General features: G+C 69.3%; 15 protein-coding genes. 10 read left to right on the forward strand and 5 right to left on the reverse strand.

The features are described from left to right. Position 1: 1 nt before the first annotated feature. Positions 2-427, reverse strand: a complete 426-nt coding sequence (gene dtd, locus BLU79_RS04570) for a D-aminoacyl-tRNA deacylase (protein ID WP_093904304.1) — start codon at positions 425-427, stop codon at positions 2-4. Between the two features lie 180 nt (positions 428-607). Between dtd and BLU79_RS04575 the strand changes: the two genes are divergently transcribed. Both BLU79_RS04575 and BLU79_RS04580 read left to right on the forward strand, forming a co-directional pair. Further along, a complete protein-coding gene (locus BLU79_RS04575) occupies positions 608-1,231 on the forward strand; it encodes an RsiG family protein (protein ID WP_093904305.1) in 624 nt (207 codons plus the stop codon). A 304-nt stretch (positions 1,232-1,535) separates the two neighbouring features. Then, positions 1,536-2,795, forward strand: coding sequence for a GNAT family N-acetyltransferase (locus BLU79_RS04580; RefSeq protein WP_093904306.1), 1,260 nt, complete (start codon positions 1,536-1,538; stop codon positions 2,793-2,795). Positions 2,796-2,993: 198 nt separating this feature from the next. Here BLU79_RS04580 and BLU79_RS04585 read toward each other — a convergent pair whose 3' ends face one another. Further along, a complete protein-coding gene (locus tag BLU79_RS04585) occupies positions 2,994-3,173 on the reverse strand; it encodes a hypothetical protein (RefSeq protein WP_093904307.1) in 180 nt (59 codons plus the stop codon). Between the two features lie 147 nt (positions 3,174-3,320). Between BLU79_RS04585 and BLU79_RS04590 the strand changes: the two genes are divergently transcribed. Then, positions 3,321-4,247, forward strand: coding sequence for a winged helix-turn-helix domain-containing protein (locus BLU79_RS04590; protein ID WP_093904308.1), 927 nt, complete (start codon positions 3,321-3,323; stop codon positions 4,245-4,247). Between the two features lie 63 nt (positions 4,248-4,310). Here the strand turns inward: BLU79_RS04590 and BLU79_RS04595 are convergent, their stop codons facing one another. After that, positions 4,311-4,499 carry a hypothetical protein gene (locus tag BLU79_RS04595; RefSeq protein WP_093904309.1) on the reverse strand — a complete coding sequence of 63 codons (189 nt, stop codon included), beginning with the start codon at positions 4,497-4,499 and terminating at the stop codon, positions 4,311-4,313. Positions 4,500-4,653: 154 nt separating this feature from the next. On the opposite strand from BLU79_RS04595, the gene BLU79_RS04600 reads away from it, so the two are divergent. Both BLU79_RS04600 and BLU79_RS04605 read left to right on the forward strand, forming a co-directional pair. Beyond that, the gene (locus BLU79_RS04600) at positions 4,654-5,532 is read left to right on the forward strand and encodes a winged helix-turn-helix domain-containing protein (RefSeq protein ID WP_093904310.1); all 879 of its coding nucleotides are present in this window, start codon (positions 4,654-4,656) and stop codon (positions 5,530-5,532) included. Then, positions 5,532-6,269: an HAD family hydrolase gene (locus BLU79_RS04605; protein WP_256333150.1), complete on the forward strand. Its 738-nt coding sequence runs from the start codon at positions 5,532-5,534 to the stop codon at positions 6,267-6,269. Before BLU79_RS04600 ends, BLU79_RS04605 begins: the two co-directional genes overlap by 1 nt. Here BLU79_RS04605 and BLU79_RS04610 read toward each other — a convergent pair. After that, positions 6,260-6,445 carry a hypothetical protein gene (locus tag BLU79_RS04610; RefSeq protein ID WP_256333151.1) on the reverse strand — a complete coding sequence of 62 codons (186 nt, stop codon included), beginning with the start codon at positions 6,443-6,445 and terminating at the stop codon, positions 6,260-6,262. The genes BLU79_RS04605 and BLU79_RS04610 overlap by 10 nt on opposite strands. Positions 6,446-6,650: 205 nt before the next feature. On the opposite strand from BLU79_RS04610, the gene BLU79_RS04615 reads away from it, so the two are divergent. The 5 genes from BLU79_RS04615 to BLU79_RS04635 all read left to right on the forward strand — a co-directional run bounded on the left by BLU79_RS04615 (position 6,651) and on the right by BLU79_RS04635 (position 13,658). Further along, positions 6,651-7,547: a GntR family transcriptional regulator gene (locus BLU79_RS04615; protein ID WP_093904312.1), complete on the forward strand. Its 897-nt coding sequence runs from the start codon at positions 6,651-6,653 to the stop codon at positions 7,545-7,547. A 291-nt stretch (positions 7,548-7,838) separates the two neighbouring features. Then, on the forward strand, positions 7,839-9,944 hold the full coding sequence (locus BLU79_RS04620; RefSeq protein ID WP_371131829.1) for a phosphotransferase: 2,106 nt from the start codon (positions 7,839-7,841) through the stop codon (positions 9,942-9,944). 40 nt (positions 9,945-9,984) lie between these two features. Then, a complete protein-coding gene (locus BLU79_RS04625; RefSeq protein ID WP_093904313.1) occupies positions 9,985-10,869 on the forward strand; it encodes a hypothetical protein in 885 nt (294 codons plus the stop codon). 62 nt (positions 10,870-10,931) lie between these two features. Further along, positions 10,932-11,543, forward strand: coding sequence for a TetR/AcrR family transcriptional regulator (locus tag BLU79_RS04630; RefSeq protein ID WP_093904314.1), 612 nt, complete (start codon positions 10,932-10,934; stop codon positions 11,541-11,543). 51 nt (positions 11,544-11,594) lie between these two features. Further along, a complete protein-coding gene (locus tag BLU79_RS04635) occupies positions 11,595-13,658 on the forward strand; it encodes a HelD family protein (protein ID WP_093904315.1) in 2,064 nt (687 codons plus the stop codon). An 83-nt stretch (positions 13,659-13,741) separates the two neighbouring features. Here the strand turns inward: BLU79_RS04635 and BLU79_RS04640 are convergent, their stop codons facing one another. Beyond that, positions 13,742-14,635, reverse strand: a complete 894-nt coding sequence (locus tag BLU79_RS04640; protein ID WP_093904316.1) for an NAD(P)-dependent oxidoreductase — start codon at positions 14,633-14,635, stop codon at positions 13,742-13,744. Positions 14,636-14,677: the final 42 nt, after the last annotated feature.

A 14,677-nucleotide genomic window follows, 5' to 3' on the forward strand; every position in this document is an offset into this window, starting at 1 on the left:
GCTAGACCTCGATCAACACCGTGAACGGGCCGTCGTTCGTCAGCGACACCCGCATCATCGCGCCGAAGCGGCCCGTCGCCACCGTCGCGCCGAGGGAGCGGAGTTGGGCGACGACCTCGTCGACGAGGGGTTCGGCGACATCGCCCGGGGCGGCGGCGTTCCAGGTGGGCCTCCGCCCTTTCCGCGCATCGCCGTAGAGGGTGAACTGGCTGATGACGAGGAGCGGGGCGTCGATGTCGCTGCAGGACTTCTCCTCGTGCAGCATGCGGATCGACCAGAGTTTGCGGGCCAGTTGGGCCGCCTTCTCCTTGGTGTCCTCGTGCGTGACGCCGACGAGCACGCACAGCCCCTCGCCGACGATCTCCCCGACCGTCTCGCCGTCCACGACGACGCTCGCGCCGTCCACTCTCTGCACCACAGCTCGCATGGCGCCCATCATGCCGTGTGTGCGGAGTCCCCTGGTGAGGGGCTTGTCCGAGACTCCTTTGGGGCCTCTTTTTGGATCCTTACCCCCCATCTGGGGCTGTTCGTGGGCACTCGGTCACATAGCGGCCAGTTGGGATGGCACCATGCTTCCACACGCCGGTCGAGGGGACGGTAGAGGCACATGAGCACACCGAGTACCGGGCAGCCCCCTGGGGCTGTCGTGTTGACCGAGGCGGGCCAGCCGGCCGCGATCCGGCCGCCCACACAGCGCACCGCCGACGATCCGGGCCCGGGCCCGCACGCGCCGCTGCCCGTGGACCCGCCCGAGCAGGACCTGACCGTACTCAGCCTGCCCGAACTGCGCACCCTGCGCCGGGACGCGCAGAGCGACGAGGCGGACCTCAGTTATGTACGGCGGCTGCTGCAGGGCCGCATCGACATCCTGCGGGCGGAGCTGGCCCGGCGCTCTCCGGCGGGCGCGGCGTCAGTCGTGGACCGCCTCCCGGAGATCCTGACCGACGCCCCCGCCCGCCACCGCTCCTCCGCCCGCCACGTGACCCTGGGCACCCCGCAGAGCGAGGAGTACCGGCGGCTGGCGGCGGAGATGCTGGCCGAGGTCGAACTCTCGGACCTGGAGGCACGCACGGACGCCGAGCTGAACACCGCGATGGGCCGCCTCGTAGGGTACGAACAGCAGGTCTCCCGCCGCCGCCAGCGCCTCCAGCGAACGACCGACGACTGCAGCGCGGAGATCACCCGCCGGTACCGGGAGGGTGAGGCTCAGGTGGACGACTTGCTGACGTAGCGGGGGGGCGGGGCCCCGCTTCTCGGCTTCTCGGCGCCGGTCCGGGCATCTCAGCCCGTCCGGCGTTTGAGGACGAGTTCCCGCCGTCCCCATCCCCCACCCACCCGCAGGGGGCGTCTTTTCAGCCCGTCCAGCGTTTGAGGACGAGGCCCTTTCGGGGCCGAAGCGGGGGTCTGGGGGCGGCAGCCCCCAGAAGGGCCCCGGGGTCGACGGGGCAGAGCCCCTGGAGGATGGGACGGGTAGGGGCGGCGGGGGCGAGGAAAACCCGGCGACACCCCCGCGCACGCCCACCTACCGTGACCCCATGACCCGCCCCGAACCCCACATCGACGTCCGCCCGATCACCGAGGCCGACATCCCCGACTGGTGCCGGGCCCTGAACACCGGCTTCCTGCGCACCCCCGGCGTCGCCGAGACGGAGATCGCGGACCGGGCGTCGTACATCGTCCCCGCCCGCACCCTCGGCGCCTTCGACGCCGGCCGCTGCGTGGCCACCTTCCGATCGTTCGCACAGGAACTCACCACCGTCGGCGGCACCCCCGTCCCCGCCGACGCCATCTCGAACGTCACGGTCACCCCCACCCACCGCCGCCGCGGCCTGCTCACCCGCATGATGGCCCACGACCTGACCGCCGCGAAGGACCGCGGTGACGTCGTCGCGACCCTGATCGCCGCCGAGTACCCGATCTACGGCCGCTACGGCTTCGGCCCGGCGACCTGGACGGCCCAGTGGACGGTGGACATCCCCCGCACCGGCCTCGACTCGAGGTGGTCCGGCCCCGAGGACGGCGGCCGTATCGACATCGTCGACCCTGCGGACGTACGCAAGATCGGCCCGGAGCTGTACGAGCGGGTGCGCCGCGCCCAGCCCGGCGCCATCGACCGCGACGAGCGCTGGTGGCAGGTCAACACCGGGGTGCTGCACCTGGACAGGTCCCCGTGGACCGAGCCCTTCTTCGCCGTGCACCGCTCGGCGGACGGCGAGGTCGACGGGCTGGTGTCGTACAAGGCGGACGACCACTGGAGCGACACCAAGCAGCCGTTGAACACGGCGACCGTGAACTGGCTGATAGCGGCCACCCCGGACGCCGAGCGCGCCCTGTGGCGCTACCTGTGCTCGATCGACTGGATCAAGACCGTGCAGACCGGCTGGCGGGCCCCGGACGACCTGCTGCCCCACTACCTGCCCGACCCGCGGGCCGCCCGGGTCACGACGCTGGCGGACTGGTTGTGGGTGCGGATCCTGGACGTCGTACGGGCTCTGGAGGCGCGTACGTACGACGGGCAGGGCACGCTGGTGCTGGAGGTCGTGGACGGGGCCGGACTGGCCGGCGGGCGGTACCGGCTGGAGGCGTCCCCGGACGGGGCGTCCTGCACGCCGACCACGGCCACCGCCGAACTCGTCCTCGACGTCGCGGACCTGGCCCGGCTGTGGCTCGGTGACGAGTCCGCCGTACGGCTCGCCGCGCTGGGACTGGTGCGGGAAGAACGAGCGGGCGCCGCCCGGGTGGCCGACGCCCTGCTGCGTACGTCCAGGCGACCTTGGTGCCCGGACATGTTCTGAGGTCTCCTCTCTGCCGGCGACAGGTCTGCTCATCCGTAGCGAGCTGTGCAGTTGTGGTTGTGGTTGTTGTTCAGTTGTGGCTGTGCCCTGTGCCCTGTGCCTTCGATGTTCGGTTGTCGGTGTGAAGTTGTGGCTGTGCTGACTGACCGAGCTCCCGGCTCCCCTCCGGAAGGGAGCCCGATCAGCCGAACCTGGTCCCTAGTGGGCGAGCAGCATGATGAGGATGACCGCGCCGATACCGCCGATCATGGTGTTCCTGGCCTTGATGCCGATGGACAGCGCGATGAACGCGATGATGCCCATCGGCCCGTACTTCCACTGGACGAGCTGTTCGAATCCGATGGCCAGTGCGGCGACGGCGAGGTAGATGAGCGGCATGCCGGGCCTCCTTCCAGTGGCCAACCCTCCTGAAGTTTGACCATGTTGTTGAAGTTGGCGACCAACTTCACTTTACTTATGACCGCTTGGAACGTCTCATAACCACCATCCCAAGAACTGCCTAAAGATGGCGGGAAGTTGTAGTGTTTGGTCGTGGAGCCGAAACACGCCTCCGCCAATGGGCGGAAGAGGTCACAGCGGCCACAGAAGTCACATCGGGAGGTGGCCGACGAGCTGCGCGCCCGGATCACCTCGGGCCAGTTGCAGCCCGGCCAGCGCATGCCCACCCAGGCCAGGCTGGCCGACGAGTTCGGCGTCGAGCGCGGAGCCGTCCGGCAGGCCCTGCGCATCCTGCAGTCGGAGCACCTGCTCACCAACGTGTCCAAAGGGGCCCCGGCGACCGTCGCCCCCGACCTCGCCAGGGCGCTGACCGGCCCTGGAGCCCCGCCGCAGCCCACCATGGTGGCCCTCGCCCCGCGGATCGCCGCCGCCTTCGCGTCCCCGCACGTCGAGATCGACGCCCTGTGCCTGACCTCGGTCTCCCTCACGCTCGCGATCGGCGAACCGCTGCGCCAGATCCATGCCGGACAGCTGAAACCGGCCAAGGTCGACGTCCGGGTCCTGCTGCCGAGCCGGGACATCTCGCTCGCGTTCCCGACCTCGGTGGACGTCCCGGCCGACGACGCCGATGACGCCGACGAGCAGCTCCGGCTGCGCTGGCTGGCCCAGCGCAACGCCCAGGGCCAGGTGCTCCGGCACAATCTGCAGGCGCTGCGCGCCACGCACGGCATCGATGTGCGGATCAGCTTCCGCGCGCTGCCGTTCACGCCGCCGGTCAAGCTGTATCTGCTCAACAGCGCGGAGGCGCTCTTCGCCTACTACACGCTGGCGCGCCGCGAGGTGGAGATCGACCACCAGCAGCTGGAGATGTACGACGCCCCGGGCATCCAGTCCATGCTGTTCGCCTTCGAGCAGGGGGCGGGGCTGCGGGACACGACGTTCGTGGAGCAGTCGCATGTGTGGTTCAACGCGTTGTGGGAGACGATCAGTTCGGAGCTGGTGCTCACGAGCTGATCGTCCCCCACGCCGTTTGACCTGTGCGTTTGTCGCTTTCGTCGCTCCCGTCGGGCGCAGGGCTCATAGAGCGGGCCCCGACACCAGGACGGCGAGGACGACGGCCCCGATCGAACTGATGGTGGGGCTCTTGGCCTTGATGCCTATCGTGAGCAGCAGCAGGCCGATGATGCCGGTGGCGCCGTACTTCCACTGGAGGGTCTGCTCGACACCTACGACGAAGACGGCGGAGAGGAGTGCGAGGACGGGCATCGGTGTTTCCCCCTTCGGGCTCCTGGGGATGGAAGGATTACTTCCGCCAACTCAACCAACTTGACGCCAACTCTGACTAAGTTGTCCCCACTTGGCCCCTACTTTGAAACAAGCTACAAACAACTCCCGCCAGATGGATGTGAGTTGTAGCGTTTTGGTCGTGACCCAGGAGAACGTGGCAGTGAACGGCAGCAGGAGACTCTCTCCCCAGGAGATCGCCGACATCCTGCGGGAACGGATCCGCGTCGGGGAGCTCAAGGCGGGCGACCGCCTGCCCACTCAGGCCGAGCTGGCCGAGGAGTTCGGCGTGGAACGAGGCACCGTACGCCAGGCCCTGCGCGCGCTCCAGGAGGACGGTCTCCTCACCAACGTCAGCAAGGGCAGCCCGCCACGCATCGCCCTCCCGGCCCCCACCCGGGGCGCCCCCCAGCCGACCATGGTCAGCCTGGCACCCCGCCTGACGGAGGCCTTCGCCGCGCCGCACGTGCGCGTGGATGTCGTGTGCCACACCTCCGAGACCCTGATGCTGGCCCTCGGTGAATCGCTCCGCATGATCCACGAGGGCAGCATCCACCCCGAGTCAATTGACTTCCGCATCCTGCTCCCGTCCCGTGAGATCACCCTCGCCTTCCCGGTCCTGGTCGAGGGCCACAGTGACGACGACCCGGTCCACCATCGCTGGCTGGCGATGCGCAACGCCCAGGCCCAGGTGCTGCGTCACAACCTGAACGCCGTCCGCTCCACCCACGGCATCGACGTCCATGTCACCTTCCGCGCACTGCCCTTCACCCCGCCGGTGAAGCTGTACCTGCTCAACGGGGAGGAGGCGCTGATCGGCTACTACATGCTCGAGAAGCGGGAGGAGGAGTACGAGAGCCGGACCCTGGAGATGTACGACGCTCTCGGCTCCCAGTCCGTCCTCTTCTCCTTCCTGAAGCGGGCCGGGTCCCGCGACGCCGCGTTCGTGGACGAATCCCAGAAGTGGTTCGATGCCCTCTGGGAAACCATCACGACCGACCTGACACTCTCCTAGTGACTAGTGATACGACGCAGACTGATCTGGTGACGGTAGAGACAGGAAACCTGCGAGAACTGATCACCAACGCCCGCTTCGTCCTGTTCGACTTCGACGGCCCCATCTGCCGGCTGTTCGCCGGGCACACGGCGGAACAGGTGGCGAAGGAACTCGTCGCCTGGCTGGAGGGGCAGGGACTGCAAGGGCTGCTGACCGAGGAGGAGCGGGTCCACCCGGATCCGATGGTCGTGCTGTACGCCGTCAACAGGCGGCATCCGCAGAGCGATCTGGTGACCGAGCTGGAGGAGAGACTCACCCAGCACGAGCGCAAGGCGGTCGTCTCGGCCATGCCGACGGCGTACGCGGATCCGCTGATACGAACCTGGAAGGCGGTCGGCAGCCGCCTGGCGGTGGCGACCAACAACTCCCCCCGCACGGTGTCCGACTACCTCTCCATCCGCGGCCTCGCCGACTGCTTCGCCCCGCATGTGTACGGCCGCACCAGCCGGCTCGACCTCCTGAAGCCGAACCCTCACTGCCTCAACCGGGCCCTGAACGCCTTGGGCGCCGCCCCCTCCGCCGCCCTGATGATCGGCGACGCCCCCACGGACCTGTACGCGGCCGAGGAGGCCGGCGTGCCGTTCCTGGGCTACGCGCGTAACGAGGACAAGGCGAGGCAACTGAGGGAGGCGGGCGCCGAGGTGGTTGTCGGGTCGCTGTTGCCGGTGCTTCGGGTGCTGCGCGATCAGGCCTGAGTCATCGCGAGTGCCAGCATCGCGGCGCCGATGGACGCACACGTCGCATTGCGGGCCTTGATGCCGACGGTGGTGAAGCCGAGCCCCAGAACTCCGAGAGCCCCGCAGCGGGTCAGGAGCAACTGCTCCAGACCGGGCGCTAACACGGTGCCGATGAACACTTGCAGAACCACCACGCGACCCCACCCCAATCCGTTCCCGATCCACTTGTTGGAGACCGATCAACTACCGGTCCAATTGGACTGCTGTGCTGAATTGGTTGTGCCCTGACTGCTTGATCCCCTAACGGCCCTTCAACTTCCTGATGTGGAACCGTTCAAGTCGGCATCCAATGTGACTGAAAGTGGTTTGCCAGGGCCGTGGGAGAGGTACGGTCGCGATGTGGGCGCGGAACGTGGTGACGGTATCGGCAGGGGATCCCTTCTCCTGGAGACGCTGCGTACCCGTATCGCCGACGGTGTCTACCCGGTGGGCTCGTCCCTGCCTGCGCAGCGTGCGCTCGCCGATGAGTTCGATGTATCACGCGACACGGTGCAGCGCGTCCTGCGCGAGTTGAAGAGCGAAGGGTGGATCGACTCCCGCCAGGGCAGCGGGACGCGGGTCATCGAGCCGCCCATACACTCGACGACACAGCCTCAGGCGGCGCCACGACTGCGGGCGGCGCTGGGGCCCTTCATTGCCCGGGCCTTCGCTCAGCGGACCGTGCGGTTGGATGTCTTCACTCTCACCTCCGAGAGTCTGGACGCGCACATCCGACTGCAGGCCGAGCGGATCCGCATGAAGGAGATCGGCCCCGAGCGCATCGAGCTGCGGATGCTTCTGCCCGACGAGTCGGTCGAGTCGCCGTATCCCCGGGCGAAGCGGCCGGTCGCAGGCGGAGGTGGCACGGAGGGCGTCGACGGGCGGCTCCAGGCGCGGCTGCACGGCATCACCCGACGGCATACGTCGTCGCTGCGTGCCGCGCTGAAGGATCTGGAGACGGAGGAGCTGGTGCCGTCCGTGACCGTGGAGGTCCGGAGGATACCGCTGGTCCCGCCCTTCAAGCTCTATCTGCTGCGCGACGCCGAGGCCCTGTTCGGCCCTTACAAGGTGGTGGAGCGCTCGATCCTGCTGGACGATGACACAGACATCGACGCTGTGGATGTGCTGGGTCTGGGGTCGACACTGACTCGGCATGTCAACGACGAGGGTGACCCCAACTCCACCGGATCCGTATTCATCGAGAGCTGGCAGGCCGCCTTCGACTCCTGGTGGAACCTCCTGGCCACGACTTCCTGAAACTCGCTCGACACGGGCGGGAATTCGGGTGGCGCGAGACTTGGGTCCGGTCACAACGTAGTCAAGTGCGTAGCACTTTGGCGGCGTTGGCCTCCCGGGCGTGCGCAGGGCACTAGAGTATGGCCATTCCGGTTGCCGCATGAAAATGAGCAGCATAGCATAGTTATTCAACAGGAGTGCCCCTTGGGTGGTCCACCAATCTCCATCGCCCGACGGTCGGCGTACGACGATCTCGTGCGCTATGCCCGGGCCCTGGGGGAGTTCGGCCGGGGGCATCACAATCTCAACTACATGGTCCGGCCGCTGACGGAGGCGCAGCGGCGACTCGTCGGCTGCGAGGACGGCGAGCTGGTCACCGTGCGGGAGCGGATCCGCTCCGCGCTGCCCGTGGTCATCAGGACTTGGCAGGACGAGGCGGAGATCCTCGGCGCCGTCCGCGGGGTGCTGCCCCACGTGCCACGCTGCCTGGCCCAGAACCGGCGCTGGACCATCCTGAGTTATGTGCAGGGCGTGCCGCTGTCCAGTATCTGCCCCAACGGCAAGCCGGTGGACTCCGGTCTGATCTCCGCCCTGGCCGGTCTGCTCGCCGACATGACGCAGGTGGGCAGAAAGGATCTGCCACCGCTGCCGCAGTACTGGCCCCGCTCCAGCCGTGACAGCCGGGCCTTTCTGCGAGCCCTGGCCCATGCGGCCGAGGAGCAGATCAGGCAGCGGAACTGGGCCAGGTTCGGTGGACTCTTCGCCACGCTGGGCATTCCCGAGGACGCGATGGTTCGCTTCGCCGAGCGGGTGCCGGCGATGATCAGCCGCCCGTTCAGCCTGCTCCACACGGATCTGCACCGTGACAACGTGATCGTGTCGTACCACGGTGATCCGCCGCTGATCTGCGTCGACTGGGAACTCGCGAGTTACGGCGACCCGCTGCACGACCTCGCCACCCACCTGGTGCGGATGCAGTACCCCGAGGACCAGTGGTGGGAGGTGATAGAGGCGTGGCGCAAGAACATGGGGATGCGGCGCCCCAAAGCGGTCAACGGTATCGAGCGCGACCTGAAGCACTACATCGCTTTCGAACGCGCCCAGTCCGTGTACCCGGACGTGATGCGCGCCGCGACCTCGCTCGGCGACTCCTACGACCAGCGGGACCTGGAGGCGGCGACCCGCACGGTGCACCGGGCTCTGGTGGCGGCGGAGGAGCCCCTGAGGCTCAAGAACGTGCCGGACGAGAGGGCGATCGAACGCATCCTCTTCCGCTGGAACGTTTCCCACGGCAAGAGGCACAGCCGGGACCGTGCGGTGTCGTCGATCTCGTGGGAGCCCGACCGGAGGGCGCCGCAGCACCCGATGTTCCCGCCGGCGGCGGTGCAGGAGGCGTTGTTCGAGGAGGGCGCGGCCTCGGCGGACCGGGTGTTCAAGGGGACGGCACACCTCAGCACGGCCGTGTGGGTGACCGGATACCCGGACCCGGTGATGGTGCGGCGGAAGGTGGGTACGGCCAGTCCCCGCGAGAGACGGTTCCTCAACGAGCACGCGGTCCTGAGGGCGATCGAGACGTCTGGGGTGATGGTGCGCGCGCCGAGGGTGCTGGCCCTGGGCACCAGTGAACTCGGGGACCAGTTCACCATTCACTCCTACGAGGGGCCCAGGGGCGGGATCAGGCACCCGGACCATCCGGCGGACGGCCTGCTGCCGTACGAGGCGGACGATCTCGTCGACCAGCTGTGTGCGTTGACGGACGTCGACTGCAAGAAGCTCGACTCGCCCATCGGGTACTCGGACTTCTACGCGCACCTCAGTGACGAACTGATCCGCATGGTCTCGGATCTCCCCAAGCAGACCACCGATCTCGCGCGCGAGCTCGGCCTGCCCAGCAGCTTCAGGCTCGGCTTGATCCTCGGCCGGCACATGGTGACGCCGCGTCGCCCCGTGCTCCTGCACGGCGACCTCAATCCGTGGAACCTCGTGCGCCGTGAGGACGGCAGCGGTCTGACCCTTATCGACTGGGAGATGGCGATGGTGGGTGACCCGCTCTACGACCTCGTTCGCCACATGCACCTGACCCCCACCCTGCCGGACATCCGCGAGCGTCTGTTCGCCCGTTGGTCCCGTCTGCTGTCGGAGGACTGCACGAAGGGCTGGCGGCAGGACTGGCGGGTGTACCGCTGGATCGAGACCGTCCGCTCGGCCTATGTGGACCTCGACCGCCTCGTGACCGGCGACAGCCTGGAAGCCCCGAACGTCCGCCGCGCGGTGGAGAGATACACCATGACCTTGACCGAGGCCACGGCGAACCTGGGCCTCCAGGTCAAGTCCACGGCCAACCCCTATCTTGCCCGTGCGCTGCCGCACGGCGACCATGGAGGCTGGTCGGCGGACGGGTATCCCGACGGCATGTGACGTTCGGCGGGCGTTCCATTGCACGGGGGAGGGGCTGCGCATGTCCGGTGGGAGTCGGCGGCCTGACGAGGGTGTGGGTGAACGCCTGAAGCGTTTCCAGTCGCGTTACGAGCCCGTCGCCACGCGTCTGTTGCTGCTCGGCATCTTCGTCACGGGACTGACCGCCCAGTTCGTGAAGCCCGTCGGTGACGCCCTGGAGGGCAAGGCGTTTCTGGGTGGCGCGCTGCTCAGCCTGGTGGGCTATGTGCTGTACGACACCGTGAAGGACCTGGCCGCCTCCCTCCGGACGCCGACGCGCGCGCAGGTGAAGTCGCGGGATCTCGGCAGGTTCGTGACCGAGGCATTCGAGGCCCGAAGCGTGGAGATCGGCTTCCTCGGCTACACGGGCGAGACGCTCTACAACGCGCTCTACCACCGCCTGGAGGGCTTCCTCGACGATCCGGGTCCCACGAGGCGCGTCTCGATCAGGTTCCTGGTCCCGGACTTCCGGCAGTCCATGATCGTCCCGTCCCGGGTGGGCGCGGACGGCGCGCCCGTGGACGATGCCGAGTTCCGCAAGCGCCTGGAGCTGAAGTGCCGGGAGTACGACCAGACGCTGTCGGCGATCGCGCAGCGGGTGACCATGCTGGGGCGGGTGACGGTCGAGTGCGAGTACCGCTTCTACCCCGGCATACCGCGGGACAAGGTATGCATCTTCAACCGGGAGTTGGTGCTGCACGGCCTCTATGACGTCGTGGCCCGCACCATGGGCATCGGCACGGAGCCCGAGTACTACGACCCCAAGGGCTACCGCACCGACCTCAACGTCTCGTCCCGCGAAGACAGCGACGACGCGAAGGCGGCCGTCGCGACCTGGAACAAGCACTTCGACGACCTGTGGGGTCTGGCCGAGCGACCGCCCTGGCATCGGGGCGCGGCGGCCTGAGCCGCATCGCTCGGCGCTTGAGCAGCACCTTGCCGGCCGAAGGCGGCCCGTACGCTCGGAGTATGAGCGACACCGGCCTGCGCGAGCGCAAGAAGCAGCGGATGTACCAGACCCTGTCGGACACCGCCATCCGCCTCTTCCTGGAGAAGGGCTTCGACGCCGTCTCCGTCGCCGAGGTGGCAGCCGCCGCCGAGATCTCCAAGCCGACGCTCTTCCGGTACTTCCCGACGAAGGAGGATCTCGTCCTGTACCGGTTCGCCGACCATGAGCACGAGGCCGCGCGGGTGGTGCGGGAGGGGCCCTCGCCCGTCGAGGCGTTGCGGCGGCACTTTCTGGACGGCCTCGAGCGGTGCGATCCGATCACCGGGCTCAATGACAATCCGCACGTCCTCGCCTATCAGTCGATGCTGTACGGCACTCCCGCGCTGGCCGCCCGCCTGTACGGCTACCTCGAACGCTCCGAGGCCGCGCTCGCCGAGGCGCTCGGTGGCGGGCTGGACGCGCGGCTGGCCGCCGGGCAGATCGTCGCCGTGCAGCGGGTTCTCGCGCTGGAGAACTGGCGGCGGATCGCGGCGGGGGAGCGGGTGGCCGAGGTGCGGGGGGATGCGGTGGCGGCGGCGGAGCGGGCGTTCGGGCTGTTGGCGGCTGGGTTGCCTGGGCTGAAGGCCGACTGAGGCTCGGTAAAATATTTAACTCGGTTACGTTTTTTCGGTACGCTCGGTGGAATGACGTCGACCGACCCTGCCGCCATCGCCACCACCCACCTGCAACACGCCCTCCACCAGGAACGCGCCCACCACGACCGCTGCCGAGCCACCCTCGCCGCCATGGTCGACGGAGCCCAGGAACACGTCGTCACCGGCGAGGACGTCTCCGCCTCCGGTGCCGATGCCGAAGTGCTCGGGTACCAGCTGCGCAGTCACGCGAAGGCGATGCGTGAGCTGCCCGAGGGGCCCCTGTTCTTCGGGCGGCTGGACACCGATCGGCAGAGCCTGCACATCGGGCGGCTGCGGATCACCGAGCGCCCGGCCGACCCGCCTCTCGTCGTCGACTGGCGGGCTCCCGTCTCCCGAGCCTTCTACCAGGCCGGCGCCCGTGACCCCCAGGGCGTCTCGGTGCGGCGACGGTTCGGCTGGGCGCCCGGCAGCCGCGGGGACTCCGCCGACCTCACCGGTCTGGAGGACGAGCACCTCGACCGGGGCGAGTCCCGGGCCAGCGAGATCGTCGCCCGGGAGATCGAGCGGCCCCGCGTCGGGCCCATGCGGGACATCGCGGCCACCATCCAGCCCGAGCAGGACGATCTCGTACGCGGGGACCTCGCCGTGTCGATGTGCGTGCAGGGTGCGCCGGGCACCGGCAAGACCGCGGTCGGCCTGCACCGCGCCGCCTACCTGCTCTACACCCACCCGCAGCGCATCCGCCGCGGCGGCCTGCTGATCCTCGGTCCCAACCGGACCTTCCTGACGTACATCTCCCAGGTCCTCCCGGCCCTCGGCGAGACGGGCGTCCGGCAGTCGACGCTGGGGGAGGCGCTGGGAGAGGCCTTGGGGGCCGGGGTCGCCGCCCGGAATGCGGGCAGCGGGGTGGACGGTGCGCGCGCGGCCGTCCTCAAGCACGACGTCCGGATGGCGGAGGTGCTGCGGCGGGCGCTCTACGCGCGCGTGGGGGGCGGCGCCGGGTCGGTCGACTCCGTTGTCGTGCCCGACGGTTCGTATCGGTGGCGGGTCTCGGCGGAGGAGCTGGGGCGGATCGTCGCGGGGGTGCGGGGCGAGGGGCCGCCGTATGCCGTCGGGCGGGAGCGGGTGCGTACGCGGGTGGTGCGGCGGATCCAGGCGCAGGCCGAGCGGCGGGCCGGGCCGCAGAGCAACGCGTGGGTGCGGAAGGTCTCCGGGGCGCGGGCGGTCAGGGAGTACGTCGATGCCGTATGGCCACGGGTCCGGCCCGAGGAGGTCGTGGCCCCACTGCTCGGTGATCCGGACGTGTTGGAGGCCGCCGCCGACGGGCTGCTGGACGGCGACGAGCAGCAGGCGCTGCTGTGGACGAAGCCGCCGCGGTCGTGGAAGTCGGCCCGCTGGTCGGCCGCCGACCTGGTCCTGCTCGACGAGGTGGCCGGGCTCATCGAACATCCGAAGGGGTACGGCCATGTCGTCGTCGACGAGGCGCAGGATCTGTCGCCGATGGAGTGCCGGGCGATCGCGCGGCGGGCGCCCTTCGGGTCGCTGACCGTGCTCGGGGACCTGGCCCAGGGGACGACTCCGTGGGCGGCGCGGTCGTGGGAGACGGTCCTGCGCCATCTGGGCAAGCCGGACGCGGTGGTCGTACCCCTCACGACGGGGTTCCGGGTACCTCGGGCGGTGCTGGCCCTGGCCAACCGGCTGCTGGAGCGGCTGGACGTCGAGGTACCGGCGGCCCGTTCGCTGCGCGGGGACGGGGAGCTGCGGTTCCGGGCGGCCGACGGCGACCTGGTGGGGGCGGTCGTCGATGCGGTACGGGATGCGCTGGGCCGGGAGGGATCCGTGGGGGTCGTCGCGGCCGACGGGGATGTGGGGTGGGTGCGGGAGGCGCTCGGGGCGGCCGGGATCGCGGCGGGGGGTGCGGACGAGCTGGGGGCGCGGGTGGCGGTCGTACCGGCGAGTGCGGTGAAGGGGCTGGAGTACGACCATGTCGTCGCCGTGGAGCCGGCCGCGATCGTGGAGGCGGAGGAGCGGGGGTTGCACCGGCTGTATGTGGTGGTGACGCGGGCGGTGGCGGGGTTGGAGGTGGTGCATGGGAGGCCGTTGCCGTTCTGAGTTCCCCTCCGGGAGGAGGAGCGGCCGTACCCGGTGTACGAGCCACCCCGCCCCCCGTCGGAGACTGCCGCCCACCCCGTGGGTCACCGCAGGTGGCGGCCCAGGAGCTCGGTGACGCGGGTGATCCCGTCCGTCCCGTGACCGAGTCCGATGACCCGGCGGGCCTGGCCTTCGGCCGCGCGCATCAGGCCGGCGTCGATCCCGTGGGACTCGGAGGTCTCGATGACGTGGGACATGGTGGACGCGGCGGAGGTGATCGGGTTGAGCTCGCCGGAGTAGGTGGCGTCGTCGGCGTCCCGAGCGAACTCCTCGAACAGCGGCGGCATGATCACGCCGATGCCCTGCGCGAAGGGGAGCAGTTCCTGAGCGGTGATGCCCTCGGCCCGGGCGACGGCCAGGGCGTGCGCGTAGCCCGACATCGCCGTCCAGAAGATGTCGAGCAGGGCGACGTCGTAGGCGGCGGCCCGGCCGATGTCCTCGCCGAGGTGAGTGTGGGTGCCGCCGAGCGTGTCGAGGACGGGCCGGTGCTCGCGGTGGAGCTCCTCCGGGCCGCTGAAGATGAACACCGCGTCGGACGTGCCGATCGTCGTGGTCGGCGTCATGATCGCGCCGTCCAGGTAGCGAATGCCGTGCGCCGCCGCCCATTCCGCCGTGTCCCGCGCCCGGGCCGGGGTGTCGGCGGTCAGGTTCACGACCGTACGGCCCTTGAGTGCGTCGGTGACCGGGTCCTGTCGCAGAACGGCGTCGGCGGCGTCGTAGTTCACCACGCAGACGACGGTCAGCGAGCTGGCGGCGACCGCCTCCGCCGGGGATGCGGCGGACGTGGCACCGCGGTGGACAAGCTCCCGGTCCCGCCCCGGCGTGCGGTTCCAGACGGTGACCCGCAGTCCCGCGTCCAGGAACGCGCCTGCGAGAGCACGGCCCATCGGGCCCAGACCGAGGACGGTGACGGCGGATTCGCCGACGTGGGTAGACATGGCTCAACTCCCTGTAAGGTAACGATAATTGATGACAAAAGG

The sequence above is a fragment of the Streptomyces sp. cf386 genome (assembly GCF_900103585.1).
Taxonomy (GTDB): Bacteria; Actinomycetota; Actinomycetes; order Streptomycetales; family Streptomycetaceae; genus Streptomyces.

Bases quoted from the DNA above. Each gene is read 5' to 3' on its own strand.
- BLU79_RS04585 (WP_093904307.1), bottom strand. From the start codon at position 3,173: ATGCCGCTCATCTACCTCGCCGTCGCCGCACTGGCCATCGGATTCGAA.
- BLU79_RS04640 (WP_093904316.1), bottom strand. From the start codon at position 14,635: ATGTCTACCCACGTCGGCGAATCCGCCGTCACCGTCCTCGGTCTGGGC.
- BLU79_RS04635 (WP_093904315.1), top strand. From the start codon at position 11,595: ATGACGTCGACCGACCCTGCCGCCATCGCCACCACCCACCTGCAACAC.
- BLU79_RS04575 (WP_093904305.1), top strand. From the start codon at position 608: ATGAGCACACCGAGTACCGGGCAGCCCCCTGGGGCTGTCGTGTTGACC.
- dtd (WP_093904304.1), bottom strand. From the start codon at position 427: ATGCGAGCTGTGGTGCAGAGAGTGGACGGCGCGAGCGTCGTCGTGGAC.
- BLU79_RS04620 (WP_371131829.1), top strand. From the start codon at position 7,839: ATGGTCCGGCCGCTGACGGAGGCGCAGCGGCGACTCGTCGGCTGCGAG.
- BLU79_RS04595 (WP_093904309.1), bottom strand. From the start codon at position 4,499: ATGCCCGTCCTCGCACTCCTCTCCGCCGTCTTCGTCGTAGGTGTCGAG.
- BLU79_RS04580 (WP_093904306.1), top strand. From the start codon at position 1,536: ATGACCCGCCCCGAACCCCACATCGACGTCCGCCCGATCACCGAGGCC.
- BLU79_RS04625 (WP_093904313.1), top strand. From the start codon at position 9,985: ATGTCCGGTGGGAGTCGGCGGCCTGACGAGGGTGTGGGTGAACGCCTG.
- BLU79_RS04630 (WP_093904314.1), top strand. From the start codon at position 10,932: ATGAGCGACACCGGCCTGCGCGAGCGCAAGAAGCAGCGGATGTACCAG.